Here is a 21,197-nt window from a genome sequence, read left to right as displayed (position 1 = left end):
CGCGGCGGTGCCGCGTCCGATCCGGCCCCGGTCAGACCAGGGCGGTGGCTATCGGCTCTCTCGGACAACAGCCCGCCGCCTGGTGCACCGCGCGCGACAGCCGGCCCGGGGTGAGCCGGTCCCCCCACAGCACGGACCGCACGCCGTACTCCGACACGGCCATCAGCTCGGTCTCGCCCAGCTGGTGCACGATCACCACCAGCGGCGCGCGGCCCGCGCGCGCCAGCCGGCGCAGTTCGGCCGGGGCTTCGCGGTCGTCGCGCCCCATGACCAGGATGTCGACGGCGGCGTCCTCGTCCCCCCGGACGACGCCGACCCCCGGCAGGGTGCGCAGCTGCCGGACGATCCGGTGGCGGCCCAGGTCGTCGGTGGCACGGACGTTCACGGTGATGCGTTTCTCGAACACTGTTCTTCCTCGTCTTCCCCCGTGTATCGACTCCCTCATGCTCACCGGACGGGCTCAACGATCGATTGCCGAACGATCAACGGATGTGCGAAGGGCCCGGAACCATGCGGTTCCGGGCCCTTCGCGTCGGGGCCGCGGGGGCTTTACGCCTCCGTGTCGCCACCGCCGAAGCGCTCGGTGTACGACGCCAGGTCGTCCTCGGTGATCTTCGCGAAGAGGACCGGCGGCACGGTGAACGGCGTGCCGGCCGGGACGAAGGTCAGGGACTTCGCCTCGTCCTGGGTCACCCAGGTCGCGGTGTCGTCCGCCAGCTCGAAGGCGGAGCGCATGGCCGCGGCGGAGGCCGGGATGAAGGGCTCGGAGACCACCGAGTAGAGGTGGATGAGGTTCATCGCGGTGCGCAGCGTGAGCGCGGCGGCCTCGGGGTCGGTCTTGATCTCCAGCCAGGGGGCCTTGGTCTCCAGGTAGGAGTTGCCCGCGCTCCACAGCGCGCGCAGGGCCTGCGCGGCCTTGCGGAACTGGAGCTCCTCGAGGTGCCGCTCGTACTCGGCGAGCAGCTCGGCGATCTGGCGGCCCAGCTCGGCCTCGGCCTCGCCCTCCTCGTTGCCCGCGGGGACGTTGTCACCGAAGCGCTTGCGGGAGAAGGACAGGACGCGGTTGACGAAGTTGCCCAGGGTGTCGGCGAGGTCCTTGTTCACCGAGGCGGTGAAGTGCTCCCAGGTGAAGGAGCTGTCGTCCGACTCCGGCGCGTTGGCCATGAGGAAGTAGCGCCAGTAGTCGGCGGGCAGGATCTCCAGGGCGGCGTCGGTGAAGATGCCGCGCTTCTGCGAGGTGGAGAACTTGCCGCCGTAGTACGTCAGCCAGTTGAAGGCCTTGACGTAGTCGACCTTCTTCCAGGGCTCGCGGGTGCCGAGCTCGGTGGCCGGGAACATCACCGTGTGGAACGGGACGTTGTCCTTCGCCATGAACTGGGTGTAGCGGACGTCCTCGGCCTCGTACCACCAGGACTTCCAGTCGCGCTCGGCCGGGTTCCGGTCGGCCCACTCCTTGGTCGCGCCGATGTACTCGATCGGGGCGTCGAACCAGACGTAGAAGACCTTGCCCTCGGCCGCCAGCTCCGGCCAGGTGTCGGCCGGGACCGGCACGCCCCACTCCAGGTCACGGGTGATGGCGCGGTCGTTGAGGCCCTCGGTCAGCCACTTGCGGGCGATGGAGGAGGCCAGCACCGGCCAGTCCTTGCCGTGCTCGTCGATCCAGGCCTCGACCTCGCCCTGGAGCTTGGACTGGAGGAGGAAGAGGTGCTTGGTCTCGCGGACCTCCAGCTCGCTGCTGCCGCTGATCGCCGAGCGGGCGTCGATCAGGTCGGTCGGGTCCAGGACGCGGGTGCAGTTCTCGCACTGGTCGCCGCGGGCCTTGTCGTAGCCGCAGTGCGGGCAGGTGCCGACGATGTAGCGGTCGGGCAGGAAGCGGCCGTCGGTCAGGGAGTAGACCTGGCGGATCGAGCGCTGCTCGATGAAGCCGTTCTCCTGCAGCTGCCGCGCGAAGTGCTGGGTGATCTCGCGGTTCTGCGGGGAGGAGCTGCGACCGAAGTAGTCGAAGGACAGCCCGAATCCGTCGTAGATCGCCTTCTGCGCGTCGTGCTGCTGGGCGCAGAACTCGGCGACGGGCAGCCCGGCTTCCTTGGCGGCCAGCTCGGCGGGCGTGCCGTGCTCGTCGGTGGCGCAGATGTACAGCGCCTCACGGCCGGTCTGGCGCAGGAAGCGGGTGTAGACGTCCGCCGGGAGCATGGACCCCACCATGTTGCCCAGGTGCTTGATCCCGTTGATGTACGGAAGGGCGCTGGTGATGAGGTGTCGAGCCATTGCGGCTGCTCCCTGGTCGGTGGGTGTTCGTCTTGAGGTGCGCCTTTAGCGTATCCGAGGGCCAGGGGCGTACCGCGCGGTGTTTATGGCGGCTGTGTCAACGCTCGGGGCGCCCCGTCTCACCGCATCCAGGCCCGCCAGGGCCGGGTGATCAGCTCCCGGTAGGTGTGGTGCGAGGGGTTGCGGCCGGCGTGCGCGAACGTCCAGCCCTGGGCCGTGCCGGCGTCCTCGGAGGTCTCGGACCGGGCCCCGCACACCGCGCACTCCATGGCGTAGGTGAGCGGCTCCGCGTCGGGCTCCTGATCGGGCTGGAGGGTCCAGGTGCCGAAGAGGAAGACCGTCCGGGCGGTCACCGCGGCCACCCCCCGGCCGCCTCGGTCGTCTCCTCCTCGGTCACGGGCCGGGCGTGCTCGGGCGGGCAGTTCCACTCGAGCCCGCCGCGCGGCGGCCGTAGCTGTACGTAACCGGCGTGGTGGTCCATGACCTGTCCGAGCCGGCCGGTCCTGGTGTCGACGGCATAGGCGCCGGCGGGAATTTCTTTGTTCACGCCCTATGCATGCCCACTCGGACGGCAACTGATCAGTCGGGCGGGTAGCTACGGAGTGTGATATTCCGGGTTGCTGCGGGGACGGCGGCGCGGTGCCCGCGAACCGTGCGGGACCGGGCCGGGCGGCCCGGTCCGGGGTGGCTACGGCAGGATTCCGGCGGCGCGGGCCTCGGACAACCACTCGGGGAACTCGACCATGAGTTCGCGGTAGAGCTCCTCGTCGGACAGCGCCCGCGGGTCGAGGCCCGCGTGGAAGAAGCCGGCGTTGTCGACCACCCGGCGCTCCGGCACCGGCAGGTCGTCGAGCCGGCGCAGGAAGTCGAAGCCCTTGCCCGCGGGGTCGCCGAAGCCGACGAACTGCCAGAAGATCGGCAGCTTCGCCGCCTCGCACAGCGCCCGCTCGGCGGCGGGCTTGCTGTAGGGGGCGCCGTCCGTCTGGAAGATGACGAAGGCGGGGTCGGTGCTGCCCGACTTCTTGTAGTGGTCGACGACGGCCTCGATGGCCCAGTGGTAGTTGGTGCGGCCCATGTGGCCGTACGACGCGTGGAGCTTCTCGATGCGGCCCTCGTAGTCGGTCAGGTCCAGCTCGGCGGTGCCGTCGACGTCGGTGGAGAAGAAGACCACGGGCACGACGCCGTCGTCGTCGAGGTGGGCCGCGAGCCCCAGCGCCTGCTCGGCGAGGTGCTGGACGGTGCCGTCCTTGTAGTAGCCGCGCATCGAGCCGGAGCGGTCGAGGACCAGGTAGACGGCCGCGCGCCGGCCGGCCAGTCCCTGCTTGCGCAGCGAGACGCCGGCGGACTTGTAGAGGCTGACCAGCCCGGGCGCGGTGCGCTCCACCTTCTCCAGGCTGATGGCGGCCGGGCTGACGGCGGCCGGGCCGACGGCGGACGGGCCGTCGGGCGCCGCGAACGACGGGGAGGGCTCGGGCTCCGGGGCGGGCGCCGGGTCGGGGAAGGGGCCCGGTTCGGGCCGGGGGGCCGGCTCCGGGTCGGGGACGGGCTTCGGGGACGGCATCGGGCTCGGCGCCGGCTCGGGCTCGGGGACCGGCTCGGGGCGCGGCGGGCCGGGCGTGGGGATCGGGCCGAGCGGGCCGGGGTCGGGGACGGTGGGAAGGGTGCGGTCGGCGGTCTCGGCGGTCGGCTGGGCCGGGACGGACACGGGGGCGCCGCCGCCGTCACCGGGCCCCGCGTTCTGCTGGGGCAGACTCGGTTCGTCGGGCGTGTCCGTCCTGGACCGGCCGAACGCGTTCCGCAGCAGACTCCGAATGCCCATGGGGAGATGTCCTTCATGTGTCTCGGGTGCGAGTGAATTGTCCGTAATACAGGGATAGATCCCCTGGCGTAGCGACGACGTAAGGCTAGCCGTCAAGTACGGTCCCGTCCGTTCACACCCGACACGCCGTCGGCGCGTGTCACCCGTGGTCGGGGATCCAGCTCCCGTGGAACCCCAGCGGCACCCGCACCGGCAGATGGACGCGGGCCACCGGCCCGGCCGCGATGTCCTGGGCCGCCAGCACCACCAGGTCGGTGGCCGCGCGCTCGGGCGCGTAGGCGAACGCCAGCACCCAGCCGTCGTCCTCCGCCGCGTCCGGGGCCGCCGGGACGAACACCCCCTCGCCCACGTCGCCGCCCGGCGGCACGGTGAACTCCGCGCAGGTGCCGCGCTCCAGGTCGTACTTGAGCAGCGCGGAGTCCCGCCCCGGCTCCCGCTCGCGCACCGCGTAGCCGTAGCGGTGCGGCCGGGTGGGGCGGCGCGGGTCGACGCGGGGGAACTCCACCGGGCGGTCGTCGACCCGCCGCCGGCGCACGGTCCCGGCGGCCGTGTCCACGGTCCAGCGCTCCAGGCGCGCCGTCCGCTCCCCGGGCCGCGGCCGGTCGGTGTCGAAGAACCGCTCGTAGCCGGCGACGTGCACGGTGATGAGGTGCCCGTCGTGCTCATAGGCGTTCATGGGGTGGAAGACGAAGCAGGGGTCGGTCTCCAGCCAGCGCACCCGGTCGGCGCCCGCGTCGCGCGGCAGCAGTCCCAGCCGGGCCGGGCGGTGGGGGTCCCAGACCGGGTGCGGCCCGCCCGCGCGGGCGTCCGGGGCGAAGACCACCGGGAGGTCGTACAGCAGGACGTACCGCTCGGTGAGCGAGAAGGCGTGCATCATCGGGTGCCCGAGGACCGGGATCTCGACGTGCCGGCGCACCCGGCCGTCCCTCCCGGCGACGACGTACTGCACATACGGCCAGGCCAGGCAGTAGGCCACCGCGTGGAGCTCGCCGTCGAGCGGATCGACGACGGGATGGGCGGACAGCCCGCCCGGCAGCGTGCCGTGGAAGTCGAACGGCCCGATCGTGTAGAGCTCGGGATCGATCTCGTACGGCAGGGTGCCGCCCTCCACCAGCGCGAGGCAGTGCCCGGCGAAGGACAGCACATGGGTGTTGGGCGCGAAGTCCATGTCCAGGTGGCGCGGGCCGTGCAGCAGCTTCTCGCCCAGCCGCCCGGCCACCGCGTCCGAGCGCACCCAGCGGTTGCGGTACCACTCGGCGCGGCCGTCGCGCAGCCGCACCCCGTGGATCATGCCCTCGCCCCCGAACCAGTGGTAGGCGGCCGGGTCGGCGACGTCCAGGGGATTGGGCCCGTTGCGCAGATAGCGGCCGCGCAGGCAGTCCGGGAGGGCGCCGGTCACGGGCAGGTCGACCGCGGTCGTCTCGTCGCGCACGGGTGCGTACAGACCGCTCAGATAGGGATGCGGGTCCGTCATCCGGTCACCTCCGCCGGCCCTCCCCCGGCCGTCGCCGGGCCGGTGCCCCGCCGCGCGGGGCCCTCCCTCCACCATCCAGCGGAAGGAAGGGTTCGGCCAGCCTCCATCCGTTCGTCGGCTGTCCTTCATCCATGGCGGGTAACCGGCCCCGGCGGGCATTCGTTGCCGGGAACGCCAGGAGAAGCGCAGGACACGGGCAGGCCAAGAGCCGGGCAATAAACGCCCGCAGGGCAACCCTCCCGGTCCGTTCCCGCCTCTTTATCGATGACTATTGCCGAACCGAACGCGAGTACCCACCACGGGGGCAGGGAGTTGAGAGGCGCATGGGTCTGACCAGCCGGTCACTCTTGTACACGGTGGTGTTCGTCGCCATTGTGTGCGTGGGGCTCACGATATGGCTCTGGCCGAGGCTCGCCGGGCGCGGCGCGCTGCCCGTCCTGGGACGTCTCGGCGCGATCCTGGTGACCCAGCTGACCATCATGTCGGCGGTGCTGCTCGCCGTGAATTCGGCCAATAGCTTCTACGGCACCTGGGGCGAGCTGATCGGTAAGTACGACCGGTCGCCGGGACAGGTCGTCCAGGGCGCCGAGAACGCCACCGGAGGGGCGAGGGTCGACGCGGGCAAGGGCGGGCTGGTGCGCCCCGCCGGGTCCGAGGGGCTCGACCGGGCGGCGCTCCCCAAGGGGCCCAAGGACAAGGTCGGCGCCCTGGAGTCGGTACGGCTGGTCGCGCGCCGCGCGAACGTCGTCGAGCCCGCCTTCGTCTACCTCCCGCCGCAGTATTTCCAGAAGCAGTACGAGCGGGCCCGCTTCCCGGTGGTCGTCGCCATCAGCGGCTACCCCGGCGGCATCAACAACCTCGCGCAGTACCTGCAAGTACCCAGGACCGCGAGCACGCTGATCTCCGAGAACCGGATGCAGCCCACCATCGTGGTGATGGTCCGCCCGACCATCGCCCCGCCGCGCGACACCGAGTGCGTGGACGTGCCCGACGGTCCGCAGTCCGAGAGCTATTTCACCAAGGACCTGCCGGAGGCGCTGCGGAGCGCGTACCGCGTCGGCCACGAGGCCAGTGCCTGGGGCGTCATGGGCTATTCCTCGGGTGGCACCTGCGCGCTGGAGCTGGCCATGCGCCAGCCCGGGACCTATCCCGTGGCGGCCGCCCTCTCCGCCGATTACAAGGTGAAGAACGACCTCACCACCGGAAATCTCTTCGGCTCCGGCGAGGAGGCGAAGCAGCGTCAGCGCGAACACGATCTGATCTGGCGGCTGAAGAATCTCCCGACCCCGCACGTCTCGGTGCTCGTCACCAGCAGTGAAAAGGGCGAGAAGAACTACGAGGAGACGAAGAAGTTCCTCGCTGCGGTGAAAGAACCCATGACGGCCGCGAAGATCATCCTTCCGTCCGGCAGCCACAACTTCACCACCTGGCGGCGCGAGATCGCCCCCACGCTGGAATGGATGGGAAAGCAGCTCACCTTCCCGCAGGACACGGCGGACAAGCAGAAGAACGCCGATCAGCGGAAGAAGGAGGAAGCCGAGCGGAAGCGGAAGGAAGAGGAGGAGAAGCGGAAGAAGGACGAGGCGGAGAGCCGGGACGCCGGGCCGGAAGCGGAATCCTCCCGGGGGGACGGCGAGGGGGCTTCCGAATAGCCGGTACGGCCGGAGCCGCCGGCTGAGCAGCCCGACGTCGTCGCGTCGGGCTGTCGTGCTCACATCGAGGGCGCCGGGACGGGCGGCGGTGCCGCCGAGAGCTCGCAGGAGAAGAGCAGCTCGTCGTCCTGGTGCCCGCTGACCCGGGTGACACAGGTGCCCGACGCGTCCGGGGCATCGCGCTCGGCGGATATCCCGATCGGGCCGTTGAGCTCGGCGTACCGGTGGAACTCCGCCTTGAGCACGGTGGGCAGGACCACCAGGTGCGGGGACAGGGCGGTCGCCGCCTGGCGCGCGGCCTCCATGAGCACCATCCCGGGGATGTGGTCCACGGGATGGTCGAAGAGTATGGGGTGCCGGCCGTCGGCCCGCAGCATCCAGCGCCCCGGCCGGTCCCGCTCCTCCCGGCCCAGGACCACGTCGAAGACCGCTGTACGGCCCACGTGTTCGGGTGGCACGGGTGGCGCGTTCAGCTGGGTGGGCACCCCGGGCTCCCGGGCGCCGCGCAGTCTTCGGTAGACCTCCGGCGAGGTGCAGGTGAAGGACGCGCCGCCGGTCGCGGCGACCTCGCCGTCGCGGTGGAGCACCACCTCGTAGCGCATGGCCGACAGTGTCCGGCCGCGCCGGCGCACCTCGGAGCAGGTGACGTCCAGCTCCAGCTCGGCCGGTGCCGGGCCGATCACCAGGCCCTCGGGCCGCACCGAGTAGTCCAGGTGCCACATGAGGAACTGGTAGCCCAGTGGGACGTCGAACTCGGTGTGCGCCAGCAGCGCGCCCACCTGGCGAATCGTCTCGGCGACCATCATGGGGTCGTGCCGGGCGCCGTGCACCGGGGTGAAGAAGCTGTGGCCACGAGGCCATTGCGCGGTGATCCGGAAGCGCTCCGCGGCCACTCCGCGGCACCCCGTGAGCAGGACCTCGGCAACCGCCGCGCGGTGCACGAACTCACGCGGCACCGTGGTGGTGAGCCGGGGCAGATCGGACGTGATGGACCCGGGCACGGTAGTGGTCGGGTACATGTTTCCCCCTCAGTCGATAAGTGGATCGGGCCGGTTGTCCATCAATGTCAAGGTGCGTTCCGTCGGGTTTTCTTTTAAAGTGCTAACGTTCCCGGGTGAACGCCCTTCGGGGGGCCAAGATACAAGGCGGTTGACGACCGATCAGCCTCGATGTGATTCACCTCTCGCATGCGGAAAAACCCGGCCGGGCGGTTTAATTTCGGGGGGCTCTTCCCTCGACGATGGAGGTTGATTGTGGCCGCGCCGCTGCGCCGGATACGACTGGCCGCCGTCAATATCGACGGCGTTCTTCTCAACGATACGTTCAGTCCGATGATCCACCGCTTCGTGACCCGTCGCGGTGGTCGGTACACCGCGGACGTGGAACGCGCCGTCTTCTCGCAGACGCAGCTGGTGGCCGCCGCCGCGATGGGCAGGGCGGCCGGGCTGGACTGGACCCCCGAGCAGGTCCTGGAGGCCTACTTCGAGGAGCGTGCCGAGTACCTCCGCGAGGACCCGATCCGCCTCCTCGACGGCGCCGTCGAGCTGCTGCACCGGCTGCGCGCCCTCGGGCTGCGCACGGTCTGCTACGGCGGCCTCGACGCCTCCCACTTCCGGCGCCACCTCGGGGAGCACGCGGACCTCTTCGACGGCCCGGGGTATGTATGCACCAACGATTTCCGGCCAGGCATCGCCGAGATCACCAGGGACGTCTTCGGCCTCCGCTTCGACGCGGCGGTCTTCATCGACGACGTGGCCCGGGTAGCGGAGACGGCGCGTTCGCTGGGCACCGCGTTCATCGGTCACCCTTCCGGTTTCGCCCATGGCTTCCAGGGCGAGCTGATGCGGGCGGCAGGCGTGCGCCATGTGGCCGGGGCGCTCTCCGCGATCGACGAGGCGCTGCTGCGCGCGATCGACGCCGAGGCCGAGGCCGGGACCCTGTGGACGGGGACCGGCGCAGAAAAGAAAGAGGGGACAAGGGGATGAACGGCGAGCACGGGCTGCTCCGAGGCAAGGTCGCGCTGATCACGGGGGCGAGCAGCGGCATCGGAGCCGCCTCCGCGCGGGTGTTCGCGCGCGAGGGGGCCACGGTGGTGCTGGCCGCCCGGCGCGAGGAGCGGCTGCGCGAGCTGGTCGGCGAGCTGCGCGCCAAGGGCGCCGAGGCCGCGTACGTGGTGACGGACGTCAGCCGGCGCGAGGACACCGCGCGGGCCGTGGAGTTCACGGTCGAGCGCCACGGGCGACTGGACGTGGCGTTCAACAACGCCGGCTGGGGCACGGGCCGCACCCCGCTGCACCTGATGGACGACGAGCAGTACGACAGCATCATGGACGTCAACGCCCGCGGCGTGTGGAACTGCCTGCGCGACGAGATCGCCGCGATGCTGGAGTCCGGCGGTGGCGCGATCGTCAACAACAGCAGCGTCGGCGGTCTGCTGGCCACCCCGGTCGCCGCGCCCTACGTGGCGGCCAAGCACGCGGTCATCGGTCTGACGAAGGCGGCAGCCGCGGAGTACGCGGCCCAGGGCATCCGGGTGAACTCCGTGGCCCCGGGCACCACCCGCACCGAGGTCGTGGCGGACTGGTTCGCGCGGAACCCGGGCATCGAGGCCGCGCTGCACGCCGCGACCCCGCAGCCCCGCACGGCGGAGCCGGAGGAGATCGCCGAGGCGGCGGCGTGGCTGCTCAGCGACCGCGCGTCCTTTGTCACCGGCGTCACCATGCCGGTGGACGGCGGATTCACCATGGTGTGATTCCAGCCGGTGCGATTCGCCTTGGCGGGTCCCATTCACCAGGGTGAGAATTGCGCCAGATTGCGAGGCCGGGCTTGATAGGATACGGACTCGCCGGTTTGATTTCGGGGGCGGCAACCGCACCAGGGGGTGCACCTGTCGTCCTCGCCGCCGACATGCGGCGAAGCGACCCCATTGATCCGGAGGCAACCGTGGCAAAGCAGGACCGTGCGATCAGGACTCGCCAGTCCATTCTCGAAGCGGCCGCGGTGGTGTTCGACGAGCGTGGCTACGACGCCGCCACCATTACGGAGATCCTGGCGCGGGCCGAGGTGACCAAGGGGGCGCTGTATTTCCACTTCGCCTCCAAGGAGGAGCTGGCGCTCGCGGTCATAGACGCCCAGATGACAACCGTCCCCGAGCCGGCCGAGCTCGCCGGCTCCTGCAAGATGCAGGAGCTGGTCGACATGGGCATGATCTTCGCGTACCGCATGCTCGAGGACCCGCTGCTGCGCGGCAGCGTCCGGCTGACGCTGGAGCACGGGTCGTCGAACCTCAACCGGTCCAGCCCCTTCATCGGCTGGACCGAGGTGCACACCCGGGTGCTGCTGGAGGGCAAGGAGCGCGGCGAGGTGCTGCCCCACGTGGTGCCGGCCGACACCGCCGAGCTGATCGTCGGCGCGTACGCGGGCGTCAACACCATGTCCCAGGTGGTCACCAACCGCGCCGACCTCGAACGCCGGGCCATCGTGCTCTACGAGCACGTGATGCCCAGCGTGGCGGTTCCCTCGGTGCTGGCCCGGCTCGACATGAGCCCCGGCCGCGGCGCCCGGGTGCTGGCCATGATCCGGGCGGAGCACGGGACCGGGGGCCGGGCCGAGGACGGGCACCTGATCGCCGCCGGCTGACGGCACGAACCCTTCCGGCCGGAGGGCCGGAGCGCCCCGGCGTACGCGCCGGGAAGAGCGGCCGACCGCGCGGCATTCAGCCAAACCGACTCGCCGGTATGGAAGGTCCCGCGGAGCCGCGCCGCGGTCACCGGACCGTGGGGGCCTCGGTCGCGTCCTCGCGACCGGCCGAGTCCAGGATCTCCAGGGCGACCCGGAGGAGAGCGGCGCGCTTGTCCTCGGGGTCGCCCTTCATGCCGTCCATGAACGTGCCGAAGTGGACCGTCAGCAGCGCGCTGGAGTACCGCACGGAGCTCTCCAGTTCGCCGTCCCCGGCCTGGATGAGCCGGGACACGGCCGCGACCCGCCGGCGCAGCGTCCGGCCGATGGTGAGCTCGCGCAGCGTCGCCTGGTTCTCCTGGAGGATGCGGTAGATCGGGGCGGCCTCCCGCAGGGCCTCGCTGTAGCGCCGCAGCAGCTCCCGCTTGGTCTCCAGGGTCGCGGGCTGCGCCTCGCCCCAGGCGATGAGCTCGTCGACCGGGGCGCCGAACTGGTCCGAGAGCGCGCCGAGGATGTCCTCCTTCGTCTTGAAGTGGTAGTACAGCGCGGCCTTGGTGACCCCGAGCTCCTCGGCGATCTCCCGCAGCGACGTCTTCTCGTAGCCCCGCGTCACGAACAGGTCCAGCGCGGTCCTCTGAATGCGCTCGCGGGTGTCGCTCTTGCGGGGCTGTGGCGTGCTGCCCATGGGCTCACTCTCCTGCTGTCCGTCGTCCGTCGTCCATGTACTCAACTAGCCCGTCGGCAAGTAAGTACAGGGGGGCCTCCCGCCCACGTTAGGGGAGAAAGATCGGCTCCCAGGACACGATCGGTACGGCGATACCGCCCGGACCCCGTCCTCCCGGGGGCGTAGGGGGTGCGGTCGCGTCGTCCGCCGCGCCCTCGCCAGGGCACCCGTGCCCCCGGCCGGCCCGCGACGCCGTTCCGCCGGCGTGAACAAAACTTCCCGCTGGTCACCGTCCGCGCGGTCAACCCGCGGATGTGACGCTCCCTCACCATCGGGCCGCTGGCCGGAACCTTGTGGCCGGGATATTTCGTTGAGAGGTCTCTTACCGGTCGGCAAGTTAGTAAAAAGCATACTTGACGCCCGGTTAGGGGCTGCATACTCTTCCGGCGGAGCTGGCTGGCCTGGCGGCAAGTACGAAAAACGCGACTGGACCGAGGGGATGGTGCGCGTCGGGATGGCACGACACATTGCTGCCGCGATCGACTACTACGCCGCACACGACTACTACGCGGCGGACGACCACGCGGCGGACGAGCACGAGCTGGACGGCGGTGCGACCGAGGAGCCCCTTCCCGCGGTCTTCGAGGGGATGAGCGTCCCCATCCGGACCGCGGCGTCGCTCCTCGGGCTGACGCCCTGGACCGTCGCCCACCTCATCGAGCGCGGCGAACTGTGCAGCGAACGCGGCGGGCAGTACCGCTATGTGACACTGACCAGCATTTTTTCCTATCGACGGCTGACACGTTGATGCCGATTTCGGGGTAGCGAATTCCACTGGCTCGAATGAGTGAAAGCCCGGTGAATGCCCGGAACCTCCGTAAAGGGCCGGAGTTATTCAGAACGCTTTCTCAGTGGGGGCGCTACACGATCGAAAGGCTATAGACGTGCTCAAGAAGGTACTCGCGACGGCCGCCATGTCGGCTTCCGCGGTCGGCGCCATCGCCTCCCCCGCGATGGCCATCGGGAACGACCAGGACGTCGCCAACGCCAACGGCGCCAAGACGGGTTACGGCAACACCGCGACCGGCGGTCATGAAAGCCCGCAGATGAGCCTGATCCAGGGCACTCTCAACAAGCCGTGCCTGGGCATCGGGAAGATCAACGCGCAGGGCCTGCTCGGCGCCGTTCCGATCAACCTCCAGGACATCCCGATCCTGACGTCCCAGCAGCAGCAGCAGTGCACCGACAACTCCACGATCAACGACGGCGACGACCCGCTGTCGCACATCCTGGACGAGATCCCGATCCTGTCGGGCAACGGCTCCGGGAACAGCGGAGGCGGCCTGTTCGGCGAGCACGGTCACGGTCACTGACCGGGATCCGTACGGACCATGGGAATTCCCCCTGCGACGGGTGTGCGGGACCCGTCGCGGGGGGTTTCCCGTGCCGGGGACCGATGCGGAAATCGCGGCGCGCACGATCCGCGAACTCATCGGCTTGTCATGGGAATCGGGCCGGAACGCGGCGTCGAATGGGCCGTACGAATGAAGCCCGATAACCTTCGCGGCCGCGCCCGGGTTAGGCATGACGTTCTTGTCATGGCTTGTCATGTGTCGGCCCGTCGGCCCGCCGCCCAGGAGCGAAGGAACAACTGTGATCAAAAAAGTGATGGCCACGGCCGCGCTCGCCTTCTCCGCGGTCGGGGGTACCGCCGGCCCCGCCCTGGCGGCCGGCGGCGGTGACCACCAGGACGTCATCAACGGCAACGGCGCCACGCAGATGTACGGGAACACCTGGACCGGTGGTTATATGAGCCCGCAGATGGGGCTCATCAACGGTTCCTTCAACAAGCCGTGCATCGCCATCGGCAAGCTGGGCCTGAACTCGCTCGTCGGCCTGATCAGCGTCCAGGACATCCCGATCCTGTCCTCGCAGCAACAACAGCAGTGCACCGAGAACTCCACGATCAACGACGGCGACGACCCGCTGTCGCACATCCTGGACGACATCCCGATCCTGTCCGGCAACGGCTCGGGGAACGAACGCCTGGACCGGGTGCTCGGCTACGAGCACGAGCACGGGCGCGGTCACGACCACGGTCACGAGCACTGGCACGACCACGGTCACGACCACCACGGGCACGGCGGACACTGACCGCACGCGTCCCGCGCGGCCCTTCAGGAGCGAGCACCGCCCCCGGCGATCCCGGGGCGGTGCTCGCTCCACGTACGGGCTCCACGTACGGGCTCCACGTACGGGCTCCACGTACGGGCTCCCCGGTCGCGTCAGCCCTCGTAGTAGACGGTGAGCACGGCACCGCCGACCTCGACGCGCCGCTGCCCCAGGCCCTCGCCGCGGCGCAGCGCCCGCAGGCAGGCGCGGAACATCGTCATCTCCTCGCCCGTCAGCACCGCGGCCGCCAGGTCGAGGAGTTCGGCGACGCTCCGGTCCGTGAGGACCTCCGGCAGATCGCCGGAGAGCAGGACGACGGATTCCCCGGTGCGTCCCCGGACGACGGCGTGGGACGTCGAACCACCACTGACTACGAGCACACATTCCCCCTGGCCTCGGCAGAGCGAGACGATATCCGGGGCGGGGCATGATCCTCGGCCGGTCGGGAATATTCGCTGGATTCAACTGTTCCGGGAACCGGCCGGGTTGAGGGCGGCGTCCGGTACGCCGGCCTGGGCCGGAACGGTTCGGTTCAGTCCCCGGCGGGTGACTCCTTGGGCGCGCGTTCGAGCAATGACTCCACCAGGGCGGCCACATGCCGGCGGTCGTCGGACGACAGCCGCTGGACACTCGCGATCAGCATGTCGACCTCGGGGTCCGGCCGTGTCGCCGGGGTTTCCTCGCCCGCCGGGTAGAGGTGGATGCCGCAGGCCTCGGCTGCGGCCCGCCGCACGGTGTCCAGGGGGAGTTCGAGGCCCCGCGCCAGGCCCTCCAGGGTGGCGGGCTGCGGCATGCGCACCAGGCGTTCGGCGGTGGCCAGATGGTGCACGGTCGAGCGGGGGATGCCGCCCCGGCGGGCCACCTCCCCGTAGGACCATCCCTGCCGGTCCAGGCGCTGTCTCATCAACTGCTGCAGTGCGTTGGCCACTGACGGTCGCTTCCTGCTCTCGGCGGTTCGGCTCTCGGCTGGCCCGTCCCTCGGGTGGAACCGATTCTACGGGCGGCGTCCAGAGGAACCGCTTGCGCGGGGCCGCCGACCGCCACTAGTGTCCAATCTCGTTGGACAGCACGTCCGACCGTATCGGACACGAGGCCGGGGGGTCCTGCCCGTGCCCGAGCGCGCATCCCGCGAACACCATCCCGGAGGGGGACGACCATGCTCGACGCGCATGAGCTCGAGGCCGAGTCCGCTGAACTGCTGCCCGGTCGTGAGGCGCTCGGGAAGCTGAAGTTCAGCTTCTCCCGCACCACGAACGTCACCAAGCACGTCGCCAACGTCTCGGCGCACAACGCCTCGTCGGCGCTGAACGTCTGCTCGCCGGACGCCGTGGCCCAGTCGGCGGCCGGCCAGGCGATCGCCATCCAGCAGTAGGACGCCGCGCCCGGGACGTCCGTCAGGGACGTCCCGGGGCACCCGTCCAGGACGCCGCGTCCAGTACACCGCGGCCGCACGCCGCCGTCCGCAACAGGCGTGCGACAGATCGTCGTCAGAAGTGTCCGCGGCCCGCACCGGCCGCACGGCACGTCGTTGCACACGTCGTTGGAGAGAAAGGCATCGCCATGAGCATGAACCCGATGGAGCTCGAGGCCGAGTCCGCCGAGCTGCTGCCCGGTCGTGAGGCGCTCGGGAAGCTGAAGTTCAGCTTCTCCCGCACCACGAACGTCACCAAGCACGTGGCCACCGTCCACGCGCACAACGAGTCCCTGGCCGTCAACGACAACTCGCCCTTCGCCGTGGCGCAGTCCGAGGCGAGCCAGGTCATCTCGATCAAGCAGTAGCCCGGCCCACACGCTCGGCGGGTCGCGTCCAGGGGAAGCGCGGCCCGCCGACAGGGGGGGGACACCAGCGGTTTCGCCGAGGGGGAGGAACGTGGATGACGGTGGTCGGAGACCACGAGGCCGGCCGCAGCCGCCATCGCAGCATCGGTGAGACCGCGACACTCCCATGGGACACCGGGGCCGGCGACGTCCGGACAGGGGACGCCGGCGCCCCGGTGCCGGGCCCCGGCGGATTCCCGTACGCGGCGTCCCGCGCGTACGAGGAGACGTACGGGGACGGGGCCGACGACGCGGAGGACCCCGGGGGGCCACCACCCCCGGGCCCGCCGCTCGCACGGCAGCCCGAGCCGTCGTGGCGGCCCGGCGCGGAAGCCGTCGTCCCACGGCTCGGCGCCGGGCTGCGGCTGCACGGCGAGTACCAGGGCTCCGGCTTCAACGAGCCCAAGTACATCGCCCGCCGGGGCGACGGACAGGTCGTCCAGCTCTCCCGGCTGCTTCACCTGGTGGCGTCCGCCATCGACGGCGTACGCGACCTGCGCGCCATCGCGGCCCAGGTCAGCGCCGGCTACGGGCGCGAGGTCAGCGAGGAGAACATCGCCTACCTCGTGGAGCGGAAGCTGGAGCCGCTCGGCATCACCGTGCCGCCCGGCCAGGAGAGCGACGAGGTCACCGGACCACGCTCCGACCTGCTGCTGAGCCTCAAGGGCCACCGGGTCGTCTTCAACGAGAAGCGGGTCGCCGTCATCGCGCGCTCGCTGGCCTGGCTCCACCGCCCGCCCGTCGTGACCGCCGTCCTGCTGGCGGCCGTCGCCATGGACGTCTGGCTCTTCGGCTTCCACGGCGCGATGGAGCCCGTGCTCAGCGTCCTCGACCAGCCGCTGCTGCTGCTCGTCGTCTTCGTGCTGACCGTCGCCTCGCTCGTCTTCCACGAGTTCGGACACGCGTCGGCGTGCAGATACGACGGCGCGCATCCCGGCTGCATCGGCTGCGGCATCTTCCTCATCTGGCCCTCGATGTACACCGACGTCACCGACGTCTACCGGCTCGGCCGCGCCGGCCGCATCCGCACCGACCTGGGCGGCGTCTACTTCAACGTCGTCTTCATGCTGCTGCTGACCGGCGCCTACTTCGTCACCGGGCAGCCCTTCCTGCTGTGCGCCGTCTACCTCGGCCACTTCGAGGTCCTGGAACAGCTGATGCCGGCCGTCCGGCTCGACGGCTACTTCATCCTCGGCGACCTCGCCGGAGTGCCGGACCTCTACGGCAAGATCAAGCCGATCCTGCTCAGCATGATCCCGGGCCGCAGGCCCGACCCGGCCGTCGCCGACCTCAAGCGCAGGACCCGGGTCATCGTCACCACCTGGGTACTCACCATGGTGCCCTTCCTGCTCGGCGAGCTCTGCTACGCCCTGTGGAACCTGCCGCGCCTGGTCGCCACCGGCATCCGCTCGCTCACCCAGCAACTCACCGGTACCTACGAGGCGTTCAGCGACGGCGAACTGGCGGCCGGGCTGGCCGGCGTGCTCGGCAGCCTCATGCTCGTCGTCCCGCTGGCCGGCATGACGTACCTGTCCGTCCGGCTCTCCGGCCGGCTGGGCCGCAACGCGCTGCGCTACACCGCCGACCGGCCCCGGCTGCGGGTCGGGCTCGTGCTGGCCGTGGGCGCCGTCGCCACCACCCTCGCCTACGCCTGGACCAGCGGCGTCACGCCCAAGCCGCTGCCGCCCCAGCCGCCGATCGCCCCGATCCTCCAGCCCCACGTGCCCGTCGCCCCGGTGGCGCCGAGCCCCACCCTGCCGGGCCACGACCCGTCCGCCCCGGGCCGCCCCGGAGCCTGGACGCCGGACGGCGCGGCCCCGGCCGTGACGCCGCTGCCCTGGCGCACCCCGCCGGCCGCCCCCGGGCTGCCGACCCCGGCCCCGGCCGCGGTCCGGGTGCCGCCCGGCGCCCCGGCGGCCACCCCGGCCCCGGCGCCCCGGCCCACCGCCGCGGCCCCGGTCCCCGTCGTCATCCCGCCCTCCATGCCACCCGCGCTCCCGCCGGCCCTGCCGCCGTCCGCCCCGCCGGCCCCCGCGCCGGCACCGGTTCCGGCGCCCAGTGCCACGGCCGCGCCCTCGCCCGTGGCGTCCGCGCCGCCCGCCCCGGCCCCCGCGCCGTCGGCGAGCCCGTCCGCGGCCGCCACCACCCCGGCGCCGCCCGCGCCGGCGGTGTCGACCGCACCGTCACCGTGAAGCGCGCTGCCACCGCGTATCACACCGCCACGCGCGTCGCTCGATCGGCACCGCGCGTCGCGCACGTCACCCGCGCGTCGCGCACGTCACCCGCGCACCGCGCACGTCACCCGCGCACCGCACCGTCACCGTGAACCGCTCCCGGAACCGCGAACCGCGAACCGTTCCAGGAGCCATGATCAGCTCCAGGAGGAGCCCGTGAAGCACCGTCCCTCCCGCCGCCTCGTCCGCCTGGGTCTGCTGGCGGCCGGCCTCGCCACCGTCGTCACCGCCGGCCCGGCCCAGGCCGCCGAGGCGGTCGTGGTCGCCGACAGCGTCCGCACCACCGCCGACCACCGCCATCCCACGCAGTTCCGCGACAGCTTCTCCGTCCGCGAGCTCGGGGCCGTCACCGCCGCCCGCGCGGACAACCGGGCCACCGCCCGGTCGGTGGGCTGCTCGGCGGACGACGCCTGCCGCTCGGTGGCGCTGTCCTTCCAGATCGTCACGGTCTCCGGGCCGCGCGTCCGGCTCAACGCCGTGAACAACGGACGGGCCGTCAACGAGCACTGCACCGGCTGCCAGACCCTCGCGGGCGCCTACCAGTTCGTCCTCTCCACCGCGAAGCCCACCCGGCTCACCGCGAGCGCCCAGCGACGCCTCGCCGACGTCCACCACCGCCTGGATGCCCTGGGCCGCTCCCGCCTCCCCGCGGCCGAGCTGAAGAAGAAGGCCGACGCGCTGGCGGGCGAGGTCAAGAACCTCCTCGGCGACCCCGCCTCCACCACGGCCGCCCACGCGGCCCGGCCGACCGTCGAGGTCCACCGCCGGCTGGACGGCGGCTGGCCCGGTCGCTGACGCCACCCGGGCCGTGCCCGCGCGATAATCCGGATCATGAGCCTCACCGCATCCCGCCTGCGGCTGCTCGGTGATCTGGCCGCCGTGGGGGCGCCGTACCCGCTCGCCCTCTCCGGCGGCCACGCGATGTACGCGCACGGCCTGGTGGACCGCCCGTGCCGGACCGTGGAGCTGGCCACCGACAGCCCGGTGCCCATGACCGGCATCGCTGCCGCCGTCCGCTCGGGCCTGGCCGAGCGCGGCTGGCGGCCGGGCGACGCCGACACGGGCCCGCTGGAGGCGCGCCTGGGGCTGACCGACGCCACGACGGAGGAGGACCACCTGGTGGTCCTCCTCAAGGAGACGATGTGGCGCCCGCCCGTCCGGACCGCCCTGGGCCTCGCCCTCGCCCCCGAGGACGTCGTCGGCACCCGCGTCCGCGCCCTCGCGGACCGCGGTCTGGCCCGCGACCTGGTGGACGTCCACGCGGCGGCGGCCCGCTGGTCCCCGGCCGACCTCGAGGAGTTCGGCCGCCGCCACGCCCCCGACACCTTCGACCCGGCCGACCTCCAGGCCCGCCTGGAGGCGGCGGACTGGACCGACGACACCGACTTCGCCGCCTGCGGCCTGGACCCCGCCACGACGACCGCCCTCCGCCACTGGGCCGGCACCTGGGCCACCGAGATCGCCGAACGCCTCGCGGAGGAGGCGCCGTACGAGGACGAGGACCCCGGGACCTGACCCGGCCGGTGAAGGGCCCGGAACGCGAACGGCCCCTGGACCGAGGGTCCAGGGGCCGGAAACCGAGCGGGCGACGAGAATCGAACTCGCGCTCTGAGCTTGGGAAGCTCATGTTCTACCATTAAACTACGCCCGCTTGAGGGCGCCCCGTAGGGCGTCGCATCGTCGCACACTCTACCTCATCGAAGGCCTCCGTCGCACTTGTCGCGGGGGTCTTCTTCGTGTGTGAGGGGGGTGTGCGCGGCATGGGGATGCGGGCGTGGGGGACGGCAGTTGGGGCGTACCGTGGGGGTCGGCAAGCGGCCGGGGGGCTGTCGGGGTGCCGCCTTCGAGTCGGTCCGTTACATCCCCTAATGTGGCTTTTGTCTTTCATGCCGTGGGGAAAGGGAGCTCGATGGAGCGCACCGTCGTTCGTTGTGCCGAGGGGCACGTGTTCAGCACCGCTTCGTTCCCGATGCAGAACCTCGACGCGGCCCGGATCGGCCCCGGGCGGCTGCTGCGCTGCCCGCGCTGCGCGCGACTGCGCCGGTCCGTGCCGGTGACGGGCGAGAAGAGGTGATCGGGCGCGGGCCCGGGCCGGGCGGCCCGGGCCCGCGTTGTCAGGTTGTCCGTCTTCTTTGCGTATCCTCGAGGCGTGCTTCTCTCAGACAAGGACATCCGGGCCGAGATCGACGCCGGCCGAGTGCGGATCGACCCGTTCGACGAATCGATGGTGCAGCCGTCGAGCATCGATGTGCGGCTCGACCGCTACTTCCGGGTGTTCGAGAACCACCGGTACCCGCACATCGACCCCGCGGTCGAGCAGGCGGACCTCACCCGTGAGGTGGTGCCGGAGGGCGACGAGGCGTTCATCCTGCATCCGGGCGAGTTCGTGCTGGCCTCGACGTACGAGGTGATCACGCTCCCGGACGACGTCGCCTCGCGACTGGAGGGCAAGTCCAGCCTCGGCCGCCTCGGCCTGCTGACGCACTCCACGGCCGGCTTCATCGACCCGGGCTTCTCCGGGCACGTGACGCTGGAGCTGTCGAACATGGCCACGCTGCCGATCAAGCTGTGGCCCGGGATGAAGATCGGGCAGCTGTGCATGTTCCGGCTGACGTCCCCCGTCGAACATCCCTACGGGTCCGCGAAGCACGGTTCCCGGTACCAGGGCCAGCGCGGGCCGACGCCCTCGCGGTCCTTCCAGAATTTCCACCGCACGCAGGTCTGAGCGACCAGGGAACAAGGCGAAGAGCAACGTGAGCGACATCCGCGAGAACCTGACCTACCCGATCTTCGGGGAGGCCATCCGTGAGCTGGCACAGACCATCGCGGACGACGGCTACGAGCCGGACATCATCCTGTCCATCGCGCGTGGCGGCGTCTTCGTCGCCGGCGGCCTCGCCTACGCGCTGGACTGCAAGAACATCCACCTGGTGAACGTCGAGTTCTACACGGGTGTCGGTTCCACGCTCGAGATGCCGGTCATGCTCGCCCCGGTGCCGAACGCGATCGACTTCTCCAACAAGAAGGTCCTCATCGCGGACGACGTCGCCGACACCGGCAAGACGCTCAAGCTCGTGCACGACTTCTGCCTGGAGACCGTCGCCGAGGTGCGCAGCGCGGTCATCTACGAGAAGCCGCAGTCGCTGGTGAAGTGCGAGTACGTCTGGAAGCGCACCGACGACTGGATCAACTTCCCGTGGTCCGTCGAGCCGCCGGTGGTGCGCCGCGAGGGCCAGGTCCTCGACGCCTGAGCGGACCGCCCGGGCGGACCGCCCGCGCATCAGCGGCACACGAACGGGGAAGGGCCCGGGGGGGGGGGGGGGGGGGGGGGGGGGGGGGGGGGGGGCGTCGGGGGTGGTGGGGGGGGGGGGGTGTTGGGGACGGCTCCCCCCCCCCGCGCCCGCCTCGCGCTCGCCGG

Annotated in this window: 24 protein-coding genes, 1 tRNA gene and 1 pseudogene; 15 read left to right on the top strand and 11 right to left on the bottom strand. The window is 71.2% G+C overall.

Annotated elements, in window-relative coordinates:
• Nucleotides 1-31: 31 nt before the first annotated feature.
• The 6 genes from AC07BS_RS19250 to AC07BS_RS19225 form a co-directional block, all read right to left on the bottom strand.
• Nucleotides 32-406: a DNA-binding response regulator gene (locus AC07BS_RS19250; RefSeq protein ID WP_478649040.1), complete on the bottom strand. Its 375-nt coding sequence runs from the start codon at nucleotides 404-406 to the stop codon at nucleotides 32-34.
• 143 nt (nucleotides 407-549) lie between these two features.
• On the bottom strand, nucleotides 550-2,268 hold the full coding sequence (gene metG, locus AC07BS_RS19245; RefSeq protein WP_478649037.1) for a methionine--tRNA ligase: 1,719 nt from the start codon (nucleotides 2,266-2,268) through the stop codon (nucleotides 550-552).
• A 119-nt stretch (nucleotides 2,269-2,387) separates the two neighbouring features.
• Nucleotides 2,388-2,630 carry a DUF7848 domain-containing protein gene (locus AC07BS_RS19240; protein WP_478649035.1) on the bottom strand — a complete coding sequence of 81 codons (243 nt, stop codon included), beginning with the start codon at nucleotides 2,628-2,630 and terminating at the stop codon, nucleotides 2,388-2,390.
• A complete protein-coding gene (locus AC07BS_RS19235; RefSeq protein ID WP_478933326.1) occupies nucleotides 2,618-2,815 on the bottom strand; it encodes a hypothetical protein in 198 nt (65 codons plus the stop codon). Before AC07BS_RS19235 ends, AC07BS_RS19240 begins: the two co-directional genes overlap by 13 nt.
• A gap of 141 nt (nucleotides 2,816-2,956) precedes the next feature.
• Nucleotides 2,957-4,087 carry a vWA domain-containing protein gene (locus AC07BS_RS19230; protein WP_478649030.1) on the bottom strand — a complete coding sequence of 377 codons (1,131 nt, stop codon included), beginning with the start codon at nucleotides 4,085-4,087 and terminating at the stop codon, nucleotides 2,957-2,959.
• Between the two features lie 139 nt (nucleotides 4,088-4,226).
• Complete coding sequence (locus tag AC07BS_RS19225; RefSeq protein ID WP_478649028.1) at nucleotides 4,227-5,561, bottom strand: carotenoid oxygenase family protein; 1,335 nt, start codon at nucleotides 5,559-5,561, stop codon at nucleotides 4,227-4,229.
• A 323-nt stretch (nucleotides 5,562-5,884) separates the two neighbouring features.
• Between AC07BS_RS19225 and AC07BS_RS19220 the strand changes: the two genes are divergently transcribed.
• Nucleotides 5,885-7,213 carry an alpha/beta hydrolase gene (locus tag AC07BS_RS19220; RefSeq protein WP_478933323.1) on the top strand — a complete coding sequence of 443 codons (1,329 nt, stop codon included), beginning with the start codon at nucleotides 5,885-5,887 and terminating at the stop codon, nucleotides 7,211-7,213.
• Between the two features lie 59 nt (nucleotides 7,214-7,272).
• On the opposite strand, the gene AC07BS_RS19215 is transcribed toward AC07BS_RS19220, so the two are convergent.
• Entirely contained in the window at nucleotides 7,273-8,232 is a 960-nt protein-coding gene (locus tag AC07BS_RS19215) for a ScbA/BarX family gamma-butyrolactone biosynthesis protein (protein ID WP_478649023.1), read from the bottom strand.
• Nucleotides 8,233-8,466: 234 nt separating this feature from the next.
• Here AC07BS_RS19215 and AC07BS_RS19210 point away from each other — a divergent pair, with 234 nt between their 5' ends.
• The 3 genes from AC07BS_RS19210 (at nucleotide 8,467) to AC07BS_RS19200 (ending at nucleotide 10,852) form a co-directional block, all read left to right on the top strand.
• Entirely contained in the window at nucleotides 8,467-9,198 is a 732-nt protein-coding gene (locus AC07BS_RS19210) for an HAD family hydrolase (RefSeq protein WP_478933321.1), read from the top strand.
• Nucleotides 9,195-9,965 (top strand): SDR family NAD(P)-dependent oxidoreductase, encoded by a 771-nt coding sequence (locus AC07BS_RS19205; RefSeq protein WP_478649018.1) that lies wholly within the window; start codon nucleotides 9,195-9,197, stop codon nucleotides 9,963-9,965. Before AC07BS_RS19210 ends, AC07BS_RS19205 begins: the two co-directional genes overlap by 4 nt.
• A gap of 191 nt (nucleotides 9,966-10,156) precedes the next feature.
• A complete protein-coding gene (locus tag AC07BS_RS19200; RefSeq protein WP_478649015.1) occupies nucleotides 10,157-10,852 on the top strand; it encodes a ScbR family autoregulator-binding transcription factor in 696 nt (231 codons plus the stop codon).
• A 127-nt stretch (nucleotides 10,853-10,979) separates the two neighbouring features.
• On the opposite strand, the gene AC07BS_RS19195 is transcribed toward AC07BS_RS19200, so the two are convergent.
• On the bottom strand, nucleotides 10,980-11,576 hold the full coding sequence (locus AC07BS_RS19195; protein WP_478649013.1) for a TetR/AcrR family transcriptional regulator: 597 nt from the start codon (nucleotides 11,574-11,576) through the stop codon (nucleotides 10,980-10,982).
• A gap of 493 nt (nucleotides 11,577-12,069) precedes the next feature.
• Between AC07BS_RS19195 and AC07BS_RS19190 the strand changes: the two genes are divergently transcribed.
• The 3 genes and pseudogenes from AC07BS_RS19190 to AC07BS_RS19180 form a co-directional block, all read left to right on the top strand.
• Nucleotides 12,070-12,363 carry a hypothetical protein gene (locus AC07BS_RS19190; RefSeq protein ID WP_478649010.1) on the top strand — a complete coding sequence of 98 codons (294 nt, stop codon included), beginning with the start codon at nucleotides 12,070-12,072 and terminating at the stop codon, nucleotides 12,361-12,363.
• A 136-nt stretch (nucleotides 12,364-12,499) separates the two neighbouring features.
• Nucleotides 12,500-12,928 (top strand): rodlin, encoded by a 429-nt coding sequence (locus tag AC07BS_RS19185; protein WP_478649008.1) that lies wholly within the window; start codon nucleotides 12,500-12,502, stop codon nucleotides 12,926-12,928.
• Nucleotides 12,929-13,208: 280 nt separating this feature from the next.
• A pseudogene (locus AC07BS_RS19180) lies at nucleotides 13,209-13,598 on the top strand (rodlin); the annotation flags it as partial.
• Between the two features lie 242 nt (nucleotides 13,599-13,840).
• Here the strand turns inward: AC07BS_RS19180 and AC07BS_RS19175 are convergent.
• Nucleotides 13,841-14,107, bottom strand: coding sequence for a hypothetical protein (locus AC07BS_RS19175; RefSeq protein WP_478649005.1), 267 nt, complete (start codon nucleotides 14,105-14,107; stop codon nucleotides 13,841-13,843).
• 152 nt (nucleotides 14,108-14,259) lie between these two features.
• Nucleotides 14,260-14,655 carry a helix-turn-helix domain-containing protein gene (locus AC07BS_RS19170; protein ID WP_478933317.1) on the bottom strand — a complete coding sequence of 132 codons (396 nt, stop codon included), beginning with the start codon at nucleotides 14,653-14,655 and terminating at the stop codon, nucleotides 14,260-14,262.
• A gap of 228 nt (nucleotides 14,656-14,883) precedes the next feature.
• Here AC07BS_RS19170 and AC07BS_RS19165 point away from each other — a divergent pair, with 228 nt between their 5' ends.
• From AC07BS_RS19165 to AC07BS_RS19145, 5 genes are all read left to right on the top strand, one after another.
• Complete coding sequence (locus tag AC07BS_RS19165; protein ID WP_478649000.1) at nucleotides 14,884-15,099, top strand: hypothetical protein; 216 nt, start codon at nucleotides 14,884-14,886, stop codon at nucleotides 15,097-15,099.
• 188 nt (nucleotides 15,100-15,287) lie between these two features.
• Nucleotides 15,288-15,506 carry a hypothetical protein gene (locus AC07BS_RS19160; RefSeq protein ID WP_478648998.1) on the top strand — a complete coding sequence of 73 codons (219 nt, stop codon included), beginning with the start codon at nucleotides 15,288-15,290 and terminating at the stop codon, nucleotides 15,504-15,506.
• Between the two features lie 95 nt (nucleotides 15,507-15,601).
• Complete coding sequence (locus AC07BS_RS19155; protein WP_478648995.1) at nucleotides 15,602-17,737, top strand: hypothetical protein; 2,136 nt, start codon at nucleotides 15,602-15,604, stop codon at nucleotides 17,735-17,737.
• Between the two features lie 198 nt (nucleotides 17,738-17,935).
• The gene (locus tag AC07BS_RS19150; RefSeq protein ID WP_478648992.1) at nucleotides 17,936-18,574 is read left to right on the top strand and encodes a hypothetical protein; all 639 of its coding nucleotides are present in this window, start codon (nucleotides 17,936-17,938) and stop codon (nucleotides 18,572-18,574) included.
• A gap of 36 nt (nucleotides 18,575-18,610) precedes the next feature.
• The gene (locus AC07BS_RS19145) at nucleotides 18,611-19,294 is read left to right on the top strand and encodes a hypothetical protein (RefSeq protein ID WP_478933314.1); all 684 of its coding nucleotides are present in this window, start codon (nucleotides 18,611-18,613) and stop codon (nucleotides 19,292-19,294) included.
• 65 nt (nucleotides 19,295-19,359) lie between these two features.
• Here the strand turns inward: AC07BS_RS19145 and AC07BS_RS19140 are convergent.
• Nucleotides 19,360-19,430, bottom strand: a tRNA-Gly gene (locus tag AC07BS_RS19140).
• Between the two features lie 294 nt (nucleotides 19,431-19,724).
• Here AC07BS_RS19140 and AC07BS_RS19135 point away from each other — a divergent pair.
• From AC07BS_RS19135 to AC07BS_RS19125, 3 genes are all read left to right on the top strand, one after another.
• Nucleotides 19,725-19,853 carry a hypothetical protein gene (locus AC07BS_RS19135; protein WP_478649244.1) on the top strand — a complete coding sequence of 43 codons (129 nt, stop codon included), beginning with the start codon at nucleotides 19,725-19,727 and terminating at the stop codon, nucleotides 19,851-19,853.
• A 75-nt stretch (nucleotides 19,854-19,928) separates the two neighbouring features.
• Nucleotides 19,929-20,504, top strand: coding sequence for a dCTP deaminase (dcd, locus tag AC07BS_RS19130; RefSeq protein ID WP_071962992.1), 576 nt, complete (start codon nucleotides 19,929-19,931; stop codon nucleotides 20,502-20,504).
• Between the two features lie 28 nt (nucleotides 20,505-20,532).
• Nucleotides 20,533-21,030: a phosphoribosyltransferase gene (locus AC07BS_RS19125; protein WP_478648973.1), complete on the top strand. Its 498-nt coding sequence runs from the start codon at nucleotides 20,533-20,535 to the stop codon at nucleotides 21,028-21,030.
• The last annotated feature ends 167 nt before the right edge of the window (nucleotides 21,031-21,197 follow it).

The organism is Streptomyces sp. NPDC044063, from assembly GCF_056434285.1.
Note: the sequence above shows the minus strand (reverse complement) of the source record. Positions and strands in the feature narration are given on the sequence as shown.